The organism is Mycolicibacterium chitae (assembly GCF_900637205.1).
GTDB classification, from domain to species: domain Bacteria; phylum Actinomycetota; class Actinomycetes; order Mycobacteriales; family Mycobacteriaceae; genus Mycobacterium; species Mycobacterium chitae.
The window spans coordinates 1,876,239-1,896,674 of sequence record NZ_LR134355.1 but is presented as its reverse complement, the minus strand read 5'-3'; the positions used below and the strand labels follow the sequence as shown (position 1 = coordinate 1,896,674).

22 protein-coding genes and 1 pseudogene are annotated in these 20,436 nt (G+C 68.4%); 9 read left to right on the top strand and 14 right to left on the bottom strand.

The annotated features are described in order from the left end of the window. Positions 1-32 precede the first annotated feature (32 nt). Genes EL338_RS08960 through EL338_RS08950 form a run of 3 tightly spaced genes read right to left on the bottom strand, consistent with a single transcriptional unit; the run spans position 33 to position 1,185 of the window. Positions 33-389, bottom strand: a complete 357-nt coding sequence (locus EL338_RS08960; protein WP_235666492.1) for a type II toxin-antitoxin system VapC family toxin — start codon at positions 387-389, stop codon at positions 33-35. Between the two features lie 44 nt (positions 390-433). Further along, a complete protein-coding gene (locus tag EL338_RS08955) occupies positions 434-652 on the bottom strand; it encodes a type II toxin-antitoxin system CcdA family antitoxin (RefSeq protein WP_126333443.1) in 219 nt (72 codons plus the stop codon). 26 nt (positions 653-678) lie between these two features. Continuing rightward, positions 679-1,185 (bottom strand): O-acetyl-ADP-ribose deacetylase, encoded by a 507-nt coding sequence (locus EL338_RS08950; RefSeq protein WP_126333442.1) that lies wholly within the window; start codon positions 1,183-1,185, stop codon positions 679-681. Between the two features lie 101 nt (positions 1,186-1,286). Here EL338_RS08950 and EL338_RS08945 point away from each other — a divergent pair, with 101 nt between their 5' ends. Both EL338_RS08945 and EL338_RS08940 read left to right on the top strand, forming a co-directional pair. After that, positions 1,287-2,726, top strand: coding sequence for a neutral zinc metallopeptidase (locus tag EL338_RS08945; RefSeq protein WP_126333441.1), 1,440 nt, complete (start codon positions 1,287-1,289; stop codon positions 2,724-2,726). Next, positions 2,726-3,271, top strand: a complete 546-nt coding sequence (locus EL338_RS08940) for a DUF4333 domain-containing protein (protein WP_163792083.1) — start codon at positions 2,726-2,728, stop codon at positions 3,269-3,271. The genes EL338_RS08945 and EL338_RS08940 overlap by 1 nt, the downstream gene beginning before the upstream one ends. A gap of 1 nt (position 3,272) precedes the next feature. Here EL338_RS08940 and EL338_RS08935 read toward each other — a convergent pair whose 3' ends face one another. From EL338_RS08935 to EL338_RS08925, 3 genes are read right to left on the bottom strand one after another with little or no spacing between them, the layout of a single operon-like run. Next, a complete protein-coding gene (locus EL338_RS08935) occupies positions 3,273-3,899 on the bottom strand; it encodes a TetR/AcrR family transcriptional regulator (protein WP_126333439.1) in 627 nt (208 codons plus the stop codon). Next, the gene (locus EL338_RS08930; RefSeq protein ID WP_126333438.1) at positions 3,896-4,846 is read right to left on the bottom strand and encodes an alpha/beta hydrolase; all 951 of its coding nucleotides are present in this window, start codon (positions 4,844-4,846) and stop codon (positions 3,896-3,898) included. The genes EL338_RS08935 and EL338_RS08930 overlap by 4 nt, the downstream gene beginning before the upstream one ends. Then, positions 4,843-6,135, bottom strand: a complete 1,293-nt coding sequence (locus EL338_RS08925) for a flavin-containing monooxygenase (RefSeq protein WP_235666491.1) — start codon at positions 6,133-6,135, stop codon at positions 4,843-4,845. Before EL338_RS08925 ends, EL338_RS08930 begins: the two co-directional genes overlap by 4 nt. A gap of 477 nt (positions 6,136-6,612) precedes the next feature. Here EL338_RS08925 and EL338_RS26455 point away from each other — a divergent pair. Further along, positions 6,613-6,771 (top strand): annotated as a pseudogene (locus EL338_RS26455) (hypothetical protein); the annotation flags it as partial. 27 nt (positions 6,772-6,798) lie between these two features. On the opposite strand, the gene EL338_RS08920 reads toward EL338_RS26455, so the two are convergent. From EL338_RS08920 to EL338_RS08910, 3 genes are read right to left on the bottom strand one after another with little or no spacing between them, the layout of a single operon-like run. After that, positions 6,799-7,188, bottom strand: coding sequence for a type II toxin-antitoxin system VapC family toxin (locus EL338_RS08920; RefSeq protein ID WP_126333436.1), 390 nt, complete (start codon positions 7,186-7,188; stop codon positions 6,799-6,801). Next, positions 7,188-7,442 carry a type II toxin-antitoxin system VapB family antitoxin gene (locus tag EL338_RS08915; RefSeq protein WP_126333435.1) on the bottom strand — a complete coding sequence of 85 codons (255 nt, stop codon included), beginning with the start codon at positions 7,440-7,442 and terminating at the stop codon, positions 7,188-7,190. The genes EL338_RS08920 and EL338_RS08915 overlap by 1 nt, the downstream gene beginning before the upstream one ends. Before the next feature lie 47 nt (positions 7,443-7,489). Continuing rightward, positions 7,490-8,092, bottom strand: coding sequence for a DUF2510 domain-containing protein (locus tag EL338_RS08910; protein WP_126333434.1), 603 nt, complete (start codon positions 8,090-8,092; stop codon positions 7,490-7,492). A 257-nt stretch (positions 8,093-8,349) separates the two neighbouring features. Here EL338_RS08910 and EL338_RS08905 point away from each other — a divergent pair, with 257 nt between their 5' ends. The 3 genes from EL338_RS08905 to EL338_RS08895 all read left to right on the top strand — a co-directional run bounded on the left by EL338_RS08905 (position 8,350) and on the right by EL338_RS08895 (position 10,554). After that, entirely contained in the window at positions 8,350-8,664 is a 315-nt protein-coding gene (locus EL338_RS08905) for a DUF732 domain-containing protein (RefSeq protein ID WP_235666415.1), read from the top strand. 18 nt (positions 8,665-8,682) lie between these two features. Continuing rightward, positions 8,683-10,128, top strand: coding sequence for an ADP-ribosylglycohydrolase family protein (locus EL338_RS08900; RefSeq protein WP_126333432.1), 1,446 nt, complete (start codon positions 8,683-8,685; stop codon positions 10,126-10,128). A gap of 63 nt (positions 10,129-10,191) precedes the next feature. Next, entirely contained in the window at positions 10,192-10,554 is a 363-nt protein-coding gene (locus EL338_RS08895; protein ID WP_235666414.1) for a hypothetical protein, read from the top strand. 10 nt (positions 10,555-10,564) lie between these two features. Here the strand turns inward: EL338_RS08895 and EL338_RS08890 are convergent, their stop codons facing one another. Then, entirely contained in the window at positions 10,565-11,233 is a 669-nt protein-coding gene (locus EL338_RS08890; protein ID WP_126333431.1) for a thioredoxin domain-containing protein, read from the bottom strand. Between the two features lie 89 nt (positions 11,234-11,322). Between EL338_RS08890 and EL338_RS08885 the strand changes: the two genes are divergently transcribed. Then, positions 11,323-11,694 carry a SpoIIAA family protein gene (locus EL338_RS08885; protein WP_126333430.1) on the top strand — a complete coding sequence of 124 codons (372 nt, stop codon included), beginning with the start codon at positions 11,323-11,325 and terminating at the stop codon, positions 11,692-11,694. Here the strand turns inward: EL338_RS08885 and EL338_RS08880 are convergent. Both EL338_RS08880 and EL338_RS08875 read right to left on the bottom strand, forming a co-directional pair. Beyond that, positions 11,691-15,029, bottom strand: a complete 3,339-nt coding sequence (locus EL338_RS08880; RefSeq protein WP_126333429.1) for a TM0106 family RecB-like putative nuclease — start codon at positions 15,027-15,029, stop codon at positions 11,691-11,693. The two genes, EL338_RS08885 and EL338_RS08880, sit on opposite strands and share 4 nt — an antisense overlap. A 109-nt stretch (positions 15,030-15,138) precedes the next feature. Further along, the gene (locus EL338_RS08875) at positions 15,139-15,624 is read right to left on the bottom strand and encodes an LppP/LprE family lipoprotein (RefSeq protein WP_126333428.1); all 486 of its coding nucleotides are present in this window, start codon (positions 15,622-15,624) and stop codon (positions 15,139-15,141) included. A gap of 263 nt (positions 15,625-15,887) precedes the next feature. Here EL338_RS08875 and EL338_RS08870 point away from each other — a divergent pair, with 263 nt between their 5' ends. Continuing rightward, the gene (locus EL338_RS08870) at positions 15,888-17,117 is read left to right on the top strand and encodes a DUF6880 family protein (RefSeq protein WP_235666413.1); all 1,230 of its coding nucleotides are present in this window, start codon (positions 15,888-15,890) and stop codon (positions 17,115-17,117) included. A gap of 49 nt (positions 17,118-17,166) precedes the next feature. Here the strand turns inward: EL338_RS08870 and EL338_RS08865 are convergent, their stop codons facing one another. Next, positions 17,167-17,490 (bottom strand): nucleoside triphosphate pyrophosphohydrolase, encoded by a 324-nt coding sequence (locus tag EL338_RS08865; protein ID WP_126333427.1) that lies wholly within the window; start codon positions 17,488-17,490, stop codon positions 17,167-17,169. Positions 17,491-17,561: 71 nt separating this feature from the next. Between EL338_RS08865 and EL338_RS08860 the strand changes: the two genes are divergently transcribed. Then, positions 17,562-18,641 carry a DUF8808 domain-containing protein gene (locus tag EL338_RS08860; RefSeq protein WP_126333426.1) on the top strand — a complete coding sequence of 360 codons (1,080 nt, stop codon included), beginning with the start codon at positions 17,562-17,564 and terminating at the stop codon, positions 18,639-18,641. Between the two features lie 61 nt (positions 18,642-18,702). Here EL338_RS08860 and EL338_RS08855 read toward each other — a convergent pair whose 3' ends face one another. Then, positions 18,703-20,343, bottom strand: coding sequence for a DUF6398 domain-containing protein (locus tag EL338_RS08855; RefSeq protein ID WP_145965901.1), 1,641 nt, complete (start codon positions 20,341-20,343; stop codon positions 18,703-18,705). Positions 20,344-20,436 lie beyond the last annotated feature (93 nt).

Here is a 20,436-nt window from a genome sequence, read left to right as displayed (position 1 = left end):
CCGTACCCATGACGCGCGGTGCCGAATCGCGCTCAGGCGATGACGTCGGCCACTTGCGCCGCGCGCGCCAACCTTTGGTCCGTCGTCAGCAAGGTCAAACCGGCCGTCTCGGCCAATTCGACGTAGAGCGCATCAGCCAGGCGCAACGTGTCGCGACGCGCCCACGCGCCGGAAAGCAGCGACGGGAGAGCGTGCCGTGTCACCGGCGCCTGCCGGAGTTCATCAAGGGCTGCATCGACTTCCGCCACGGTCAGTACAGCCGCACGTTGCAGGCGTCCCAGCGCCGAGAGCACTTCGGCGTCGAAGTGGGCCGGTGCATGCATCACCGTCCGCGCCAGCCTTGCCCGGACTGCGGCGAAGCGATCCGTGCGGGCGACGAGGTCCACCATGGCACTTGCGTCGATGACCACCTGTTCCGGCGGCGCAGGAACGCTCACGCGCCGAGTTCGTCGCGGGCGGCGTCGATGGCATCCAGCACATCGTCATGCCGCGCCCGGGTGCTTCTCGGCGCCAAGGCCTCGAGCCACGCGTCGGTGGCGGAGTCGTCCAACTCCGCGCGGATCGCGGCCTGCGTCAGCGCCGAGACGTTCAGGCCCCGCGCCCGGGCGCGTTCAGCCAGTTCGTCGGGCACGTACACGTTCAAGCGAGCCATACACACCAATGTACACACATGGGCTGCTACCTGGCCGAATCCAACTGCGCACACACCGCGTCGTAGGCCTCGCTGCTGAACGCGACCAGGACCGCCTGCTCCACGTCGACGTCGGCCGTCGACAGGGTTTCGATGGCCGCCGCGATGGCGTCATGTTGCGGCCAGCCGTAGACACCGCTGCTGATCAGCGGGAAGGCCACCGTGCGCGCACCCAGCTCGTCACCGACCTCCAGCGACCGCCGATAGCAGGATTCGAGCAGCGCCCGGTCCCGCTCACCGGCGTTGTAGTTGGGTCCGACGGTGTGGATCACCCATTGGGCGGGCAGCTTGCCGGCGGTGGTCCAGCCGGCGTCGCCGGTGGCCAGGCCGTCGGGGAAGCGCTCGATGCAGTCCCGCAGGATCGCGGGCCCGCCGGCGCGGTGGATGGCGCCGTCGACGCCGCCGCCACCGCGCATCGCATTGTTGGCGGCGTTGACGATCGCGTCCACGTCCTGGCGGGTGATGTCGCCCTGGATGGCGGTGATGGTGGGCATGAGGCCAGTATGCGCGTGCAATAGCGGATGCCGCGGCCAGCACGGCTATGCGAAGCTGATCGGGACCACCCGCCCCGCACGACCGACGGAACTTCGCCCCCATGTCTTCGAGACCGCACCTGCGCTGGTTCAAGTTCGCGGTCGCGGCGCTGTGCGTGCTGGTCGGCACCGGATGCGCGCAGTACACCCTCGACGGGCGTGCGGTGTCGATGCGGTACGACCCGTTCCGGGTCGCGGGCCTGCCGGCCACCGACGGGCCCAGCGGACCGACCGTGCCGCTGCCGGAGTCGGTCGCGCGGGTGCAGCACAGTGACGGCGGCGCGGTCGACCGGGCGGCGCTGCTGGCCATCGAGGACGTCGAGGACTTCTGGGCCCAGCACTACTCCGAGACGTTCTCCGGCGGGTTCGCCCCGGTGCGGACGCTGGTGTCCATCGACCCGTCGGCTCCCGACGCCCCCGAGATTTGTGGTGCCGACACGTCGCAGCTGAAGTACAACGCGGCCTACTGCCGCACCCAGGATGTGCTGCTGTGGGATCGTGAGTTTCTGCTGCCGGTCGCGCAGAAGTTCTTCGGCGACATGGCGCTGAACGGGTTGATGGCCCACGAGTACGGCCACGCGGTGCAGGTGCAGGCACGCCTGGTCGACGCCGACACCCCCACGCTGGTCAGCGAGCAGCAGGCCGACTGCCTGGCCGGGACGTATCTGCGCTGGGTCGCCGAGGGCCACTCGCCGCGGTACACCCTCAACACCACCGGCGCGCTGGACCGGGTGATCGCCGGGGCCATCGCGATGCGCGACCCCATCTCGCTGTTCAACCTGCTGTCGGCGCCCTCGGATGCGCACGGCACCGCCCTGGACCGCGTCAGCGCCCTGCAGCAGGGCTTCGATATCGGCACCGAGGCCTGCGCCGCAATGGATCTCGACGAGATCGACCAGCGCCGGGGCGATCTGCCCGGCCTCCTGTTCCACTCCGGCATCCCGGGCAGCGACGCACCCATCACCGAGGCCACCGTCGCGTCGCTGCTGGACACCCTCGATGCCGTCTTCACCCCGGCCGCGCCGCCCGTGCTGGTCACCGATCAGACCGGCTGCCCGCTGGCCGAGGGCCAACCCACGGCCTACTGTCCCGACACCAACACCGTCAGCGTCAACCTCGCGTTGCTCGCGCAGATCGGCACCCCGGCCGACGAGAGCGAACAGGTGCTGCTGCAGGGCGACAACACCGCCCTGTCGGCGGTCGCGTCGCGCTACGTCCTTGCGCTGCAGCAGGAGCGGGGCGTCGGCCTGGAATCTGGTGTGGCCGGGATGCGGACCGCGTGCCTGACCGGCGTCGCCCAGAGCGAGATGGCCCAGGGCTCCGATCTGCCGCTGGTGTTGGGGACCGGCGACCTCGACGAGGCGGTGTCGGGCATCCTGACCAACGGCATCGTGGCCAGCGACGTGCGCGGCGGCGTGGTGCCCTCGGGCTTCACCCGGATCTCGGCGTTCCGCTCCGGGCTGGTCGGTGACGCCGACGACTGCTTCCGGAGGTTCCCGTAGTGACCGGCCAGTATGGCGAGCGGCCCCGCCCGCCTCACGGGCCCCGCGGGCCCCGCCCCGGCCCCGACGATCCGACGGTCGCGTTCCGCCGGCCGCCTCTCCCGCCGCCCGAGGAACCGTGGTGGCGCACCGTGAATCAGCGACCCGCGCCCGTACCGCCGCCCCCGCCGCGGCCGGCCCCGCCCCCGCCCGTTGTGAAGCAGGCGCCCGCCAAGAGTTCCCGGTGGTGGCTCGTCGCCGGTGCGGCCGTCGTCGTCCTCGTCGGTGTGGCGCTGGGCGTCGGGCTCTCGACGCTGAATCCGGTGCGCGACAACGTCCTCGAGGTCTCCCAGGTCGAGGACGACGTCACCGCGGTGCTGCTCGACCCGGTCGACGGCTACGGGGTGACGGGGTTGACGAAGATCCGATGCAACGACGGGGACGATCCCGTCGTCGCCGCCGGGGCCGAGTTCCGTTGCGAGGTGGTCGTCGGCGACAAGGCCCAGAGCGTGCTCGTGGTGTTCCAGGACGACGCGGGCACCTACGCGGTGGACCGGCCGCGGTAGCTCAGCCGTAGATGGCGTGGTACCAGATGTGGAACAGGGATTGCCGGGCGCCCTCGGTCGATTCGGGGGTGAAGCCGCTGCGCCCGATGCGGTCCAGCAGGCTGACGTTCATTCCGATCAGCGTCACCGTCAGGGTGGTGGCGTCGGGTCCGGGGCGGGCGCGCCCGGATTCGCGTTCGACGTCGATGGCCTCGGCGATCGGCCCGACGAACTGGGCCAGCCAGTCGTCCCAGAACTGCTGCACGGCCGCATCGGTGTGCCGCGCGTCCAGGATCGCCATGTAGAGGTTGGTGTGCCGCTGCCAGGAGGCCACCACGTTGTCGATGCCGGACTTGACGTTGTCGTGCGGGTCGCCGGCGTGGGCGATGAACGGCGCTGTGCCGGCGAACATCTCGGTGAACAGGTCCGACAGCAGCGCCGCGACGGCCACCGACTTGTTGGGGAAGTAGAAGTAGAAGGTGTTGCGCTTGACCCCGGCGGCGGCGCTGATGTCGGCCACGTTGATCTCGTCGAAGCGGCGCTGTTCGAGCAGGTCGGCCAGCCCGGCGAGGATCTCGGCGCGGCGGGTTTCGCCGCGGTAGGGTCCGCGCCGGTCGGCGAGCTGCGGGGCCTGCGGGTCGACGGTCATTCCTGGGTGCCGAAATACCGTGTCAGGAAGTCGATCTGGTGGGTGATCACCGGTTCGAACCACGCCTCGCCCGGATAGACGTCGAAGTGGTCGCACGGGTAGTGCCGGATCTCGGCGCGGCTGCGCACGCCGGCCTTCATCGCGGCCGCCGGCGGGGCGCTGCGGTCGTAGTCGGCGATCTGCATCAGCATCGGCACGCGCACGTCCTTGGCGCGGCGGGTCGGCCGGTAGTTGCCGACCTGCAGGAAGATCCGCGCGGCCAACTCGTTGCGCCACGTCGGGCCGGCCATCTGCAGGTGCTTGTCCAGCGCGCCCGGGGCGTTCAGCGCGGCGATGGTGCCGGGTTCTCCGACGATCGGGGCCAGCACGGGCGGGCGGCGCAGCGCCGCGCTGATGACGTCGCGCAGACCGACGCGCATGCTGCGGGCCAGGTGGGCCACGCCCTGGTTGCGGGTCAGCTGCAGCGCGGCGGCCAGCCCGTCCGGGGCCGGGGTCAGCGCGATGACACCGGCGATGCGGGGGTCCTCGGCGGCGACGTTGAACACGTGCCCGCCGGCGAACGACACGCCCCACACGATGACCTTGTCGGGGTCTACGCCGGGCAGCGCGCGGGCGGCCTCGACGGCGCCGCGGTAGTCGGCGAGTTGTCCGGGGATCGAAAGAAGTTGGCGCGGTTGGCCGTCGCTGTCGCCGAAGTTGCGGTAGTCGAAGACGACGACGTCCAGGCCGGCCGCGCTGAGGCGTTCGGCGAAGGCGGGTAGGGCGCTGTCCTTGGTGGCGCCGAGGCCGTGGGCCATGACGACGACGGGTCGGCCCTGCGGGCCGGCGAAATTGTCGCCGCGGCCCGGGTAGTGCCAGGCGCGGACGGTGTCACCGTCGACCCGGAAGGCCAAATCGTCGCGGAACTGGTCGGGGGCGTCGGTGTCGACCGGGCTCACGGTGGTCATGCAGGCACCTTTCGGGCGAGGTCGACGGGACCGTACCGCGCGACGCGGCGGGCGCCGGCGGGCAGTTCCTTCTTCTGGATCTCGTGGACGTAGCTGTAGTAGTCGAGCTGCTGGGTGTGGCGCGGCCGGTCGGCGAAGTGCCCCATGTTGGCCTTGTCGTCGGCGTCGATGATGCGTTCCATCTCGTCCGGGTTCGGCGGCCGGTAGGTGCCGGCCAGATAGGCGCCGAGCAGTCGGGACTGGCACTCGACGAACGGGAACAGCGTCGGCACCGCCTGGGCGAACCCGACGAACGCGATGTCGTCCATGTCGGGTTTGAGCATGCGCTTGTAGAGCCGAATCTTGTTGTCGGGGGCGCTGATGAAGTCCTTGTCGAAGAACGGGAACGTGATGTTGTACCCCGTCGCGTAGACGATGGCGTCGAAGTCCTCGTGGGTGCCGTCGACGAAGTGCACGGTCTGGCCGTCGAGGTTGGCGACGTTGGGCTTGACCTTGACGTCCCCGGATCCCAGGCGCAGCAACAGTTCACTGGACTGGGTGGGGTGCGCCTCGAGGAAGTGGTGATCCGGGCGGGGCAGGCCGTAGCGCTCGGGCGGGCCGGAGATCAGCGTGGGCAGCTTACGGATGAGCATGCGCTGCCACTTGGCGGGGATCTGCGGGAAGGTGCGGGCGATCCGGTCGGTGGGCAGGCCGAAGATGTACTTCGGGACGACCCACGCGCCGGAGCGCGTCGACATGTACACCGTGTTCTGGAAGGTCTTCTGGGACAGCTCGCTGATGATGTCGGCGGCGCTGTTGCCGATGCCGACCACCAGGATGCGCTTGCCGGTGAGGTTCAGCGGGGTGCTCGGGTCGATGTACTGGTGCGAGTGGAGGCTCTCGCCGGTGAAGGTGCCGGGGAAGTTCGGGTAGCGCGGGTCCCAGTGGTGGCCGTTGGCGACGACGAGGAAGTCGAATTCGCGGTCCTGACCGTCCTGGGTGCGCAGCGTCCAGCCGCCGTCGGGGTTGCGGCGCGCGTGCTCGACACCGTTGCGGAAGTGGATGTTTCGCTTGAGGTCGAACGCCTCGGCGTAGCGCTCGAGGTAGTCCTTGATCTGGGTGTGGTGCGGGAAGTCCGGGAACTCCTTGGGCATCGGGAAGTCCTTGAACGACAGGCGTTCCTTGGACGTGTCGATGTGCAGCGAGCGGTAGGCGCTCGAGTGCCCGTTGGGGTTGCCGAAGGCCCAGTTGCCGCCGATGCGGTCCGAGGACTCGAAGCACTCGTAGGGGATGCCGTAGTCGGAGAGCATCTTGCCGGCCGTCAGGCCGCTGATGCCGGCGCCGATGATGGCCGTGCGGGGGCGCGGTGCAGTCGTGGTCACGGGTGTCCTTTTCTGGCGACCGCCGGCGTGAGCCGGGCGGCGTCGCCGGCGTGCTGTGAGTTGAACCACTCTCTTGGGACCGACTGTAAGCACAGTTTGGACATCCGTCAAGAAGTCTCGACGCGCGTCGAAGGGGTGCGGTGGGCGCTCTACGCTGGGGCGACGGCGAAGCCGGCCAGCTCAGCCGAGATCCAGTCCAGGTCCCGCTCGGAAGTCGCCACGTCGTTAACGCTTTCCGCTTGTCTCACCTCTCCGCGACAACGAGCGACACCTTGCGCCGCGAACTTGAGCGGTACCGTTGCCACCGCGACTGACCCGATTGAGACGTTGGCGACGATGCTGACCGAGGACGGCCCGCTGGATAAGGACACGATCGCGCGGCGCTTGCGGGCCGACGGCGTCGCCGACGTCGACGTCCCGGCGCTCGCCGGCCACACACCCCGGCAGGCCGCCGCCGACCCGACGCGGCGCGACGATCTGATCAGGCTGCTGGACACGTTCCCGTCCGGCGCGGCCGCGGGTTCCGGGATGGACGCCGATCGGCTCCGCGCGGCGCTCGGCCTGGAATGGGCCTGTCATTCGCGAGTAAGGTCATTGGGCTGCAACGACATCCGTGTGCTGAAAGCCATCGCCCTTGAACAGCAACGGCTGACCGTTCACCTTGGCCAAAGCGTAGGAGAAGCAATCGCCGTAGTTCAGGCCGGCAGGGTGGCACCCCTTGCCGTACTGCCGGTAGGCGCGCCGCGCAACCTCAGCTTGGTCAGCGGTGACAGGGACGAGGTCCACCGATGCCCGATGGAGCCATAGGTCCAATTCGCGACCGCCGGCTTCACCGTATCGAGCTTCGATCACAATCGCCGTCTCCAAATACGACGCGGTGGACATCGTCCGCACCGGATCCTCTGCCACGCGGGCTTCGAGAAGTACTGCGTCGGCTTCGTCGGTCAACATTGCGACCAGCGCAGAGGTGTCGATGACCATCAGGACGGTAGACCGCGGTCGTCGTAGCCCAAGATCGCCTCGGCGGCGCGGTCATCCTTGACCTCGAGTGCCGCGCAGCGCCGTCGGATCGCCGCGAGTTCCTCGCGTAGTGGAGCGACGCGTACCCGATTGGATTGGCGCGCCAGGCGCTCACGCAACGCCACCACCACCACTTCCGTCAAAGTCTCTCCGGTCTGCGCAGCGAGTTGCCGGGCCAGTCGGTCGGCCTCGGGATCTTTGATACTTAGTGCCATTTCTAGATTATAGATAGCATTCCGGATTTATAGATAACCCGTGTTCATTAGGTCTTCTCGGGTGGCAGGTACCGGCCGTGGACTCCCCGCGGGTCGCCCTCCTGATACAGCTGGTCCTCGTAGTCGGCGCGCTCGGCGAGCATGTCGCGCCGGAACTGTTCCTGGCGTTGCTGCTCTTCGCGCTGCTGCGCCGACTTGAGCGCCCAGAATCCGTAGCCGCCCGCGATTCCGAGGATCGCCAGCACCACGAACAGCCACGGGTGCTGCGCCGCGGTGCCGAGGACCACCAGCCCGCCGAAGACCGCGGCCGCGACCATCAGCGGTCGACGGTTGGTGCTGCGCGCGACCGCCCCGCCCGCGCCCCCGATCGCCACCGCCGATCCCGAACCCGCGCTGAAGATCGCCACCAGGATCCAGATCGGCAGCCAGAGCCCGCAGGACAGCAGCGTGAGCACCGCATGCAACGCGTGGTTCGCACCCCCGCCGGTGGACACCGCGACGGCAACGGCCGGCGGTGGCTGGCTGGGCGGTGGCGTCGGCACGAAGTGTTGGGTCCACCGTCGGCCGTCGTGGTAGCGCTGGCCCGGCTGCCCGCCGGGGTCCGGATGCCAACCCGGCGCCGGTGTCGAGTGCCCCTGGTAATCAGTCACTTTGGTCTCCCCTCCTCGAACGCGGGCCTCACCGCGTTCCCCGTGGAGCAAAGGCTCGCATGAGCCACCGACAAGTTCGGGTCACGCTCGGCGCCGGAAGCTTGCGGTGTTGGATTTGCCCACCTCCGAGCGACACGTGTCGCGCAGTGTCGCTCGGAGGTGGGCAACCCGCACTCTCGAACCTTGTCGGTGCCCTGGTCTAACCTCCGTGCCAAGCGCTATCCGAGGGGGGAACAATGCGTGGGGTAACAGCAGCGGTGCTCGCGGTATCTGCGTCGGTGGTGCTGGCCGGTCCGGCCCGGGCCGATCAGTACGACTTCATCACCGAGCTCGACAACGCCGGGGTTTGGTACTCGTCGATGATCGACATGATCGACATCGGCAAGGAACTCTGCCACGAACTGCGTCACGGGGTCGCTCCCCCGCTGGTGCTCGGCAAGCTCGCCAATACCGGGTTCGCGCCGGCCGAGTCGGCGATCGTCCTGATGTCGGCGGTCAATCACCTGTGCCTGGACGCCAAGCCGGTCGTCGTCGACTGGGCCCGCGACCAGGGCTACGTCGGCCCGCTGTAAGCCATCCAAGGGAGTGACATGAACGTGAATTTGACGACGGCACAGCGCGATCGCGCGGTCGGAACCCTGTTAACGACGGCAGCCGGGGACGCCCTGGGCGCCGGCTACGAGTTCGGCCGCCCGATGACCGACGAGCAGCCGGTCGCGATGATCGGCGGCGGACTGGGCCCGTTCGCGCCCGGCGAGTGGACCGACGACACGTCCATGGCGATCGCCATCGCGGAGGTCGCTGCCACCGGCGCCGATCTGCGCGTGGCGCCGTCTCAGGACTCGATCGTGCAGCGGTGGGAGCAATGGGCGCGCACCGCCAAAGACGTTGGGATCCAGACCCGCTCGGTGCTCGCGGCCGCGGCGCGCATCGGGATCTCGGCGGCAACGGCCCGCGCCGAATCCGCGGCCCTGCACGCCCAGAGCGGGCGGACCGCGGGTAACGGCTCGCTGATGCGTACGGCGCCGGTGGCGCTGGCCTATCTCGATGATGAGGCCGGGCTGGCGCAGGCCGCGCGCGAGGTCAGCGCGCTGACGCATTTCGACCCCGACGCCGGGGACGCCTGCGTGCTGTGGTGCGCGGCGATCCGCCATGCGGTGCTGACCGGTGAGCTGGATGTCCGGATTGGCCTGCGGCACCTCGATTCCGAGCGTCAGGACGTGTGGCGGGAGCGCCTGACCGCGGCCGAGAACGCGCGGCCGGCGGACTTCTCGCACAACAACGGCTGGGTGGTCGCCGCGCTGCAGGGCGCCTGGTCGGCGATCAGCACGACGCCGGTGCCCACCGAAGATCCCGCTGCGGAGAGCTTCCGCGCCGATCATCTGCGTCTGGCGCTCGAGGCCGCGGTACGCGGCGGCGGGGACACTGACACGGTGGCCGCCATCGCCGGTGGCCTGCTGGGCGCGGTGTACGGCGCCTCGGCGGTGCCGGCGCAGTGGCGGTTGATGCTGCACGGGTGGCCCGGTCTGATGACCCGCGGGCTGGCCACGCTGGCGGATCGTATTGTCGGCAAAGGTGCGACGGCCGAACCGGATTACGAGTCGTGGGCCGCGACGGTGCCGCCGCGGCAGCACCCGCACGACGACAAGGTGTGGATCGGCTCCGTGCGCTCGCTGGGTGCCCTGGCCGACGACATCGACGCGGTCGTCTCGCTGTGCCGGATCGCCGACAGCGACGTTCCCGACGCGGTGCATCTCGAGGTCCGGCTGATCGACCGGGTGGGGCATAACGCCAATCTCGATTTCGTGCTGCTGGACACTGTGCGGGCCATCGAGGCGCTGCGGGCCGACGGGCGCACGGTCTTCGTGCACTGCGTGGAGGCGCAGAGCCGCACCCCGACGATCGCCGCGCTCTACGGTGCGCGCCGACAGGGACTCGGTGTCGACGAGGCGCTGCGCGAGGTGTGCGCCGCGCTGCCCGCGGCGAACCCGAACCCCGACTTCCGGGAGGCGTTGCGCCGGTTGATCGCTCCGTAACTGTCGAGCTTCTGATGTCAGTGGGTGCTGGCATCATGCGAGGCGGGGATCGGGAGGAGAGATATGAGCGTTCCAGGAGGTCAATCCGGCGGCGGCGCGCTGGGGGTGATCGGCGTGGTGGTGTTCATCGGCGTCATCATCAAGTACTTCTGGTGGATCCTCGCCGGGTTGGCGATGGTCCTCGTCGTCTTTCTCGCCGTCGTGATCGGCAAGGCGCTGATCCAGCAACTGGAGGCGGCCGAGGCCGAGCGAAAGCGGCAGAACCGCAGGCTTTCCGCCCAAGCCGACCGTCAGCACCGGTGGGTACTCGACGGTGATCCCCGCGGCGTCTACGGCGCGAAAGGTGCGGAGTACATGCGCTATGTCGAACGCAACAACTGGGACGGGTTGCTGCGCAGCATCCAACGCCCGCCAGTCGACTTGTAGCGGGGCCGCCTCAGCTCGGGAGCTGGGCCAGCCAGTCCGATTGGCCATCGACCGCCTGGCCGTCGATCACGACGCGCGGCACGCCGGATTCCGGCAGCTGCCGCAGCAGGACGAGGTTGTTGGCGGCGATGGTGCGCGGGTCGTAGCCCAGCGGGAAGCCCCACTTGATGAGCTCCTGGGCCAGCGGCGGGGCCCCGGCCTCGTTGGCGAGGGCGGCCAGCTGCTCGTTGGTCAGGTCGCTGGGACCGTTCCGGCGGGGCTGCTGATCGGCAGCGAAGACCCGTTGGATGAACCGCCACGTGACGTCGCTGGACTGCGACTGGGCGGCGACCACGTAGGCGGAGTAGATGGCCCGGTAGTCGTAGTTGCCGCTGGCCGAGTACTTGTCGAGAAAGTCCACGAAGCGCAGGTTGACGTGCAGGGCGCCGGCCTCGATGCGTTCGCCGATGGCCTGGCCCTGCTCCTGGATCATCTTTCCGCTGTAGAAGCACAGCGGATCCAGGTAGAGGTCGATCTGCCCGGGAGCGGCGGGATCACCGATCGAGATGGCGTCGCCGGCCGGCGCTGCGGGGGCCGCGTGTGCCAGACCCGCGGCTGGGCTGCCCAGCAGGAGTGCCACGACCAGGGCGACGACGGCGCCGACGGGTCCAAGGGGATGCTTCACCTTTGCTCCACGCATGCCTTCCATCATGTACTACCCGCAGTAGTGGTCGGCGCGCATGTTCCGGGAGTAGCGTGGTTCTCGGACCTCGCATCGGAGGTGATGCTGTGATCGAAATACTGTCTGACATGCCCGAAGGCGTGACCGGGATCCGCGTCACGGGCACGGTGACCGGCGACGAGATGCGTGCCTTCGAACCGAAGATGCGCGAGATGCTGGAGACCGACGAGATCAGGTTCGTCGAGGTCATCGACCCGGACTACGAGGGCTTCGGACGCGGCGGTCTGGTCGAGGACCTCAAGATGGGCTTCGGCATGCTCATCAAGCACCGTGCGGCGTTCAAGCGGATGGCCGTCGTCACCGACACCGACTGGATTGTGCGCGCGCTGCACGTGCTGGGCTGGATGGTGCCCGGTGAACTCGAGATTTTCGGGCTCGCTGAGCTCGAGCGGGCCAAGGAGTGGGCCGCGGGCGGCTAGGACGCCGACTCAACGAACGCATTGAGCGTCGACACCAGTCGCATGTCCTCGACCGTGCGGGCTCGGGTATCCAGCAGCGCATCAGTGCAGACGAGGTAGGCCAGACAGCGGGCGCGGCTGACGGCGACGTTGAGCCGGTTGCGGGAGAACAGGAAGTCCACTCCCCTGGTGATGTCCTCGCCGCTGGAGGCGGCCATGCTGAAGAACACCACCGCGGCCTCGCGGCCTTGGAACTTGTCGACGGTGCCCACCGGGACCTCAGCCAGTGCGGGGTTTTGTTCGAGGCGGGCGCGAATGGCGTTGACCTGCAGGTTGTATGGCGCCACGACCATGAAGTCGCTGGGCTGCAAGGCTTTTGCCTCGCCCTTGTGGTTGGTCCAGGGCGTACCGAGGAGACGCATCAGCTCCGAGGCGATCGCGTCGGCCTCCTGCACCGACCACGTGCGGTTGCCTTCGTGGTCGACCCGCAGCCATCGCAGCCCGGTCCCCGCGACCGTCGACTGCTGGTCGCAGTCGGCGTAGCTGTGCAGACGGCCGTCGTAGATCTGCCGTGAGATGAACCCGCAGACGTCGGAGTGCATGCGGCGGGTCTGGCGCAGGAACACCCCGCGGTCCTCGGGGAGCAGCACCTCGTCGCCCACGATGTGGTCCAACACGCTGCGCCCGGAGATGCCGGGGTGACTGGCTTGCGCGACCTGGGGCAGCTGCAGCGGGTCCCCGAGCAGCACCAGATTGTGCGCGGCTCCGGAGGCCGCCAACGCGTCGGCCAGGGCCAGTTGGCCGGCCTCGTCGATCAGCAGCACGTCCACCGGGGCGTCGCGCATGACCGGGTTGGAGAACAGCCAGGTGGTGCCCGCGACCACGTTGTACTCGTCGCGCGCGCACTTGGTGTTGCCGCCGTAGGTGACGTCGGGCAATCGACGCACGGAGCTGCTACCGGGGTTGCACCCCGCCGACAGCAGGTCGAGTTCACCGGATTCGGTGAACGCCTCGACGACGCCCTCGAGCAGGTTCGCGATGGCGTAATGGCTGACCGCCGTGATACCCACGCGCTTCCCGGCGCGCACCAGCGCTCGGATCAATCGTGCTCCGCGGTAGGTCTTTCCGGTGCCCGGCGGCCCCTGCACCGCGACGACGCTCTGGTCGAGCTTGGTGACCCACTCGGTCATGTCATCGAGGTCGTCGACGAACACCCGGCCGGTCCGGTCGGTGAAACGCGGCAGGTCGCGGCGAAGCAGGGCCAGCGTCACCGGGTTGGGGTTACGACCGTCGAGGAAGCCTTCGGCGAACGTCTGCAGCGCCTCGGGTTTGGGTTTGGTGGGGACCCAGTCGTGCAATACTGCGGCGCGCGGACAGCAGCCGGACTCCTGTAGCTCCTCGTTCCAGAGCAGATCGAGAGTGTGGCCGGCGCGGTCCAACCGGTCGATACTGGCCGATCGCCATTCGTCCGGCGAAGTGGCGATCATGACGGACCCACCGCCGGCGGGGAAACGTTCGAGTTCCTGTGCGGGGAAGGTGAATCGCATCGCCGGCGTGATCGGCGTACCCCTCTTTCCCAGCCGCTCCACCAAGCCGACGGGACTCAGGTCGGCAATGGCTTCGGCGTCATCCAGCAGGTCCAACGGATCGGCGGCCAGCTTCACCTTCTTGGGCGCCACGTAGGCGAACCATTCGTCGCGCCAGTAACACAGCAGGTCCCCGAGATCGTGCTCCTCGGTACCCGGCGGAAACCCGTGCAGCCGCGCGACCATCTCGTCGAGCTCGGGGATCCCGGGGTCCGGTTCGATCACCGCGGCACGCCACGGCAACTCGGGTGGCCGGTGCCCGACCAGCCAGTCCCGCAGCGCCAGGGTGGCCCGCACGTCGTCCTCGTTGTAGGCGGCGATGGCGTCGAGGTCGCTCTGGTTGGGCTCGGCCATGTAGTGCTCGTACTGGACGACGGCGCCGGCGCCCTGGTCGATCTCGTGGCTGCGTTCGTAATCGGTCAGGCGTTCCAGGTGCTTGAGCCCGTAAGATTCGGTGCCCACCTGAATGCTGTTGCGTGCCACCAGTAACAGGTCGACAAAGGCACCGGTGTCGATCAGCTCGGCCAGCGCGAGTTCCGCAACGCCGTGGGTTTCCGTCATTCGCTGCAACGACGAGCGTTCGGTGTGGTTGTAGTGGTAGACGTGCATGCCGGGGAACTGCTCGCGGCGGCGGGCCACGTAGTCGACGAGCGCCTCGACCGCGGCGGCCTCCTGGGCGACGTCGTGCGCCCACCAGCACCGGTACTGCCACTGGCCGCTCGAGTCCTGCTCCACGAGGCCGAATAGGAAGAAAAGTCCGGTGTCGGCGCGCCAGAACGGGTGGCCTTCGAAGTCGAGGAACACGTCGCCGGCGTCCGGTTTCGGCAGCGTCTCGAAGCCGTGACCCCAGGGCGGTTCGCCCTCTTCGATCAGCTCGAAGGGTGGACGAGCCTCCTCTTGGTGGCGTGCGATCACCTGCAGCGACGCCTGGGCCCGCAGGCGAGCCAGGCGTTCCGGCGCCACCCCTTCCAGCGGGCCGTCGGCGGTGGCCAGTGCGGCCAACGTGACGATGTCCGCATCGACTAGCGCGTCCCGGTCAGGCTTGAGGATGTTGGCCACATAGATCAGCGAATCGGCGTCCCGCCAGTGCATCTCGCAGGTCGGTTGGAACTCGCAGAAATCACAGTGCGCGCAGGGTTCGGGAACGGTGCCGTCCTCGGGACCGCCGGCCAGCGCCGCGGCGAGCTGCCGTTGCAGCCGGCGCCAGTACGGTTGGAAGTCGCTGACCCGCAGAGTCTCCATGCCGCCGGAGCCCAGCCAGATGTGCATGTGCTCGGGGCGCCGGCCGGTCAGTGCCTCGATGGCGTCGGCGTAGAAGCACAGCTGCAGCACGTGACCGGGCTTGGCCTCGGTGCGGGTGAGCTTGGCGTCGACCGGTTCATAGCTGACCTCGCCGGTCCCGAGATCCGCCACGCGCACCACGAAGTCGGCGACACCGCGAATCCCATTGTGAATGAACGGCATCTGGTAGACGACGTCGTAATCACCGAGCGGGTTCCCGGTCGCTTCCGTCCACGCGGCGAAGCTCCGGTCGCCCTTCTCCGGGACCTCGAGGATGCTCTTGCCCTCGCTCCGGTAGTTGGCCAGGCAGTCGCGTTCGTGCGCCAGGCCCTTGTTCAGGAGCAACTCGGCGAACGATCCGAAGCGGTAGTCCGGTCTCGGCAGGGTCCCGTCGTCGACCTGGGCGCACAGCGCCAGATAGTGCGGGCAGTCCAGCCAGGCCGTCACCTTCGACGGTGTGAGCAGACGCTCACGGACGGGTGCGGTCATCGGCACCGGTCGCCGGCGACGATGCTGCACATTCGGCCTGACTGGTAAGTGTTCATATCCCCCCACTTTCGTACGGTGGGCACGTTAGCAGCGGGCGGTGACACGACGGCTACGGCGCCGGGTCGAGCATCGCGACGTGGTCGCCCTGCCACTGGTAGCGCACGGTGTGGACGGCGGCCGGCGGGCAGGCGTTGCAGGCGCCGGGGGTCTTGTAGTTCAGGACCACGGTGTCGTCGGTGGTGCGGGCGCCGTTGAGGGACGTGAATCCGTAGGCCTTCGACGTCGCCGTCCCCAGGTACTGGCCGTGGTGGAAGATCAGCGCCGTGGTCGGTGAGCTTCCGGTGGCGCGCTCCACGGTGACCAGCGCCGTGGACAACGTGGCGCACGGATCGAAGTTGCCCTGGATCGTGCTCGGGTCGCTGGACCAGGGCCAGTCGGTGCCGGGGTACGGCGGCAATGTCGCGACGGCCTTCGAAATTTGGGGAGCCGCCAGGTTGACGCCGCAGGTATCGGCGGCGGCTGCGGGCGCGAGGGCAGTGACCGGTACGACGGCGGCCGCGCCCAGTAGCGCTGTCGTCAACGCTGCTCGGATCATGTCCCCTCCGCTGTGGATAGGCGACGTCTCCGCACGGTAGCAGCGGGTGGCAGACCACCCGTCGTTATGCGTGAGAATCCACGCTTAAGCCCTTGCCGGATCGGCCGAACGGCCGCAAATCCACCTAATGCGTGATCTTCCAGGCATAAGGGGCAAAAGGGCCGGCCCCCGGCGGGGCTATCCCCGCCGCTACCGGCCTATGCCCTCCGCGCACCTCGGCCCCCTGCGGTACGCAGCACCTCCGAGCCACGGATGATGGTCCTGTGACTGCTCTTGCCGACACGGTGCTGCCCCTCATCAGGACCCGATCGGACGTGTGGCGGTGGAACATCGCCAACGCGCACGGGTCGCGGATGCACGAAGCCGTGGCGATCCTGCAACAGGCCGCGGACCACGGCGACCCCGCCGAAGTGTTCACCGTGACGCAGCGGGCGATCGCCTCCGCGCTGAAGGTGATCATGCGCGCCGACGATTCCAGCGGCATCATCGGCGACGCCTGCCGCGAGCTGCTGGAACTTCACCCGGTCGCCGCTGCCCGCGCGCGCCCGGCAGTCACCAAACTCGTCGACTGGATGATGAAGTTTCAGTTCGACAACGAGTGCGACTACTTCACCATCGATCCGGTGGCGTACGCGCCGGCGCTGGGCTCCGGCGGGATGGTGACCTACCGCGCGAAGCTCGATGAGCAGGCGGCGACGCTCGGCCCGCGGCCCCCCGAAGACCAGCGATGGTCGTCGCCGAATTCCGGTGCGTGGTTCACTCTCGACTGGAATGCCCGGCGTCTCGCCGTTCTCGACCGGGATGTCGACGCCATCATCCGCACCCACGCCAGGAATCGACGTGTAGTCGCGTGGCTGCAGGACACCGCGGTGGCGCTGCTAGAGATCGGGGAAATCGACGCCGCCATCGACTGGGCGAAGCAGGCCACCGATTTCGACGAGGGCCATCAGGCGCGCCGCGCCGCCGACTACTGGTGCGAACTACTGGCCCGGCATCGCCCCGATGAATTGGTCGCGGCGCGGGTCGCGGTCTTCCGCCGCTGGCCGTCGTCGAGCACCGCGGGCCACCTGTATCGCGACGCGGCTGACGCCTGGACCGACTACGAGAAGGAGGTGATGGACCGCCTCGCAACGCAGCCGCGCGACGCGGTGCTGCGCGCGCAGCTGTCTCTCAAGGACATTCCCCTAGCCTGGAATCTGGCACACCGGCTCGGACTTCGCGACAGCGACGTCTGGAGCGGTCTCGGCAAGGCCTACGAGAAACGCGACCCGCTCGCCGTTCTGCCGGTCTACACGCAACTCGTCGAAGGTGAACTGACCGGTGCGAATGCCAAGTACTACCGCAGCGCAGCGCGACGGCTCAAGAAGATGCGGAAGCTGGCGGCAGGAACCGGCGAGTCAGCCGAGGTCGACGCGTTCATCGCCGACCTTCGCGACCGATACCGTCGTCGCCCGAGGTTGCAACTGGAGTTCGACCGAGCCGACCTGCCGTGACGCCGGGGAAGGCCGACTCACCCGGAACCGGCCCGCCGATCTCGTTGTGTCACCAGCCTCCTCGGCCCTGGTCCTCCAGCCAGCACCGATTAGCGAAACCTCCTCGACTCAGGCGCTTCTCGTCGGCGGCAGCAATGATGTGCGAGAGTCGGTAACCGTGCTGTTCGACGATGGCGACGAGCACCTCCAAGACATCGGCCGCCTCCTCGAGGACGGCTTCTGCGGTGGCCGCCGAGCGCACCTCGGCGATCTCCTCGTCGAGCTTGTCCAGCAACGCCGCCGCGAACTCGTCGTCATCCAGTTGCCGGGTGACCGCACGTCGCCCCGAGGCCCGGATCAACCCCGGAATGTTGTCCCGTACGAGTTTGGCCACGTTATCCCCGCCCTTCGCGATAATGCTCCCGTGAGGTTGTATCGCAAAGGGCCGACACGTGAGGTGCGGATGTGACCGAGGCCGGCGACCCGCTGCTGCTGGGTCAGCGCGTGGTCGCGATCCTCGAGACCGGGCTGCGCACCGCCACCTACAAGTTGGCGACGTTGATGGCGCTGATCGAGCACTGCGTGGAGAACCTGCCCACCGACCCCGCTGACGCGCTGCAGGTACCGATTCCCGCGCTGGCGCACCGCGTCCTGGAGATCTACTGGCATCAGGTGCGGCCGTTCGACGGTCATGAGCTACGGCAATCCACCCAGCCGAAGGCACGGATTCTGGCTGCCACCACGTCGCTTCGGGACGCGGCAGGGGTCGGTCGCGGCGGCTTCTCCGTGGACACCGCGCGGCTGCGCGCACCCGAGGCCTACCAGCGCGCCATCGACGACGTCGCGTTGTGCCTGGCACAACAACCGCTGCACCGCCTGCAGAAGTTGCCCGGAGCCTCGACCAGCGACGCCTTCCTCTACGACGATTCGTTCCTGCACGACCATGTCAGCCGCTCGACCCTGCGGGCCCGTGGCGACGCGATTGTCCTCAACCCCGGGGTGGCCCATGGCCTGGCCCGACTGGCCGGGCTGTTGAAGCCGGCGTTGGAGATCATGTGGGTCGACGATGTGCGCCGGATGAACAAGTTCCTCGCCGCAGAAGTCCCCGACGTCGCCGGGCATCTGTTCGGTCGGGAGCGCACCGCGTTGACCGTGGTTCGCGGGCCCTTCAAGGAAGCCTTTGGGCCGCACTGCTTTTACTGCCAAACCCACTTACCCGCCAACAACCCCATCGATCATGTGCTGCCGTGGTCGCTGGTCGGCATCGACGGCCTGGCCAACCTGGTGCTGGCATGCTCCCGATGCAACGGTGACAAGAGCGGCTCACTGCCGGCGGTGGCGATCGTCGACCGGGTGTTGGAACGCGATCAGGGTGTCCTCGAGGACGTCGCGGCATCGTTGCAGTGGCCGACCCAGCACCCGCGGGTCGTCGCGGCGGCCCGCGGCATCTACCTCGGCCAGCCGGCCGGGGTCCCGACCTGGTCGGGGTACCGGCGCAGCGAACGGTTGGACGTCAGCTTTCCGCCGTGGTGGGTGCAGCCGTAACGGCCGTGTCCAAGTCTTTTCCTCGCCAGCAGCCAGGCTTCGCCGTCGCCCTCCCGCGACCTCAGAGGTCGAGTCCGGCAAGTACCCGGTCCCGTTCGGCGACGATCGCTGCCCGGTACCCGGAGACGAGAAATTCGGGTGCGCCGAGCTGGACCGCATTGGTGTCGTCGTCGAAGCCGCCGGCCCGCAGCAGCGACTTCGCCCGCTGATACGCACTGTTCTTGCCGATGCCGAAGTGCTCGGCGATGTCGGTGATTCGTAGATCACTGCCGCCAGGCCCGTTGGCGAACAGATCATTTGCCTTGCCGGCAATCCAGATGATCGCTGCAGCAGCGGTTTCCACCCGGCCCCTGCCGCCAAACACCGCCGGGTTGCCGGTGGCGATGCGGGCCAGCAGGCGCCGGGCGACCGTGCGGTACTCGGTGTCGAGCAACTGGTCACAGCATCGATCGGACAGAGCCAGGACCTCGGACACCCGCCCGGCGATGTCCTCGGGGATGCCCGCCCAATCGAACCGGTCGTCGGGCAGAGGCTGCACGTCGAGGTCATTCAGTTGCTGGTGGCCCCCGACGATCCCGGCGAAGTAATCCAACAGCATGTCCGCAAGGTCCTGCGAGCCGATCAGCCCGGGCACCGGATGCGGTGCCCCGTCCGCTCCGATATCGGCCAGGAAGTACGGGGCGCAGTCGTCGATCGCCGCGAGCGTGTCGGCGGTCAGACTTTCCCGTAATCCCGCCTCGGAGTGCGCGAACCTGACGAAGGCGCGTAAGAGATCCGGCGCCGCGGCAAGATACTCGGCCGGTGCGAGAACCTTGCGAGCCAACCAGTCCCCGAAGAGGATCTCCACCCGAACGACGCTCCAGCGCAGTGGGTCACCGGGCCCGTACTCCGTGGCGAACCAGAGCAGCGAATCGAGCAGGTCACGATGGTCGGCGTGGTCGATGGCGGCGCCCCACCGCGAAGCGAAGAAGCGGTCCTGGAGTTCCGCCAGCGCCTGCGAATCCCACTGTGGCCGTGCACGTCCGACGCCACCATCAGGGAGGTCACGAACGATCCACTGCACCACCGGCTTACAGGCGGGCCACGATTCCGACTCAAAAGGCGGGTAGGTCATCGCGGCCAGTTCGATGGCCGGCTCGAGCCAGGCACGTGCGTCGGCCAGGCTGATGTCGTTCCACACCACGTCGGGGTCATCGGCCAACTTCCGCTGTTGGTCGGTGACAGCGGTGAGGGGTTCCGGGATGACGAACGCGTCCTTGACCAGCGTGCCCAGGTTGTGGTCGATGTACACGACGATCGTCAGCTCGTCACCTCCGTCGAGTCGCACCCCGAGCATGATGTTGTCGCCGTCATCGAGAACATGTCCCATGCGCACCGCCCGATGGACTGTCCGATGAGGTAACCGGGTAAGCCAGTCCTGCGGCGGGGCCGGCCGGGCCCCGAGCTCACGCCCGATTCGGGCGCGCAACACTTCGTCACCGGTCAGGACAGCCAGCACGGTCAGCACTGCTGTCGTCTCCGGGGCCTGCACCTCCATGAACATCGCCGCAAGTTCCTCGAGCGCGGGCCGCTCGTCCTGCGCAGCGAGCGGATGCACGTCGCCCTGGTCACATACGGCCATCAACGAGCTGACCAAACCCAGCAGCTCCAGCGAGCCCGGACCAGCCAGCGCGGACCGCACCGTCGAGAACAGGTCCGGCACGTCGCGCTCCCGTGATCGCCGTGGGCTTCGTTTCCTTGTCGGTCGCCGCCGAGGAGTCTTGGCCATGGCGCCACAGTACGGCGGTGGGCCCCT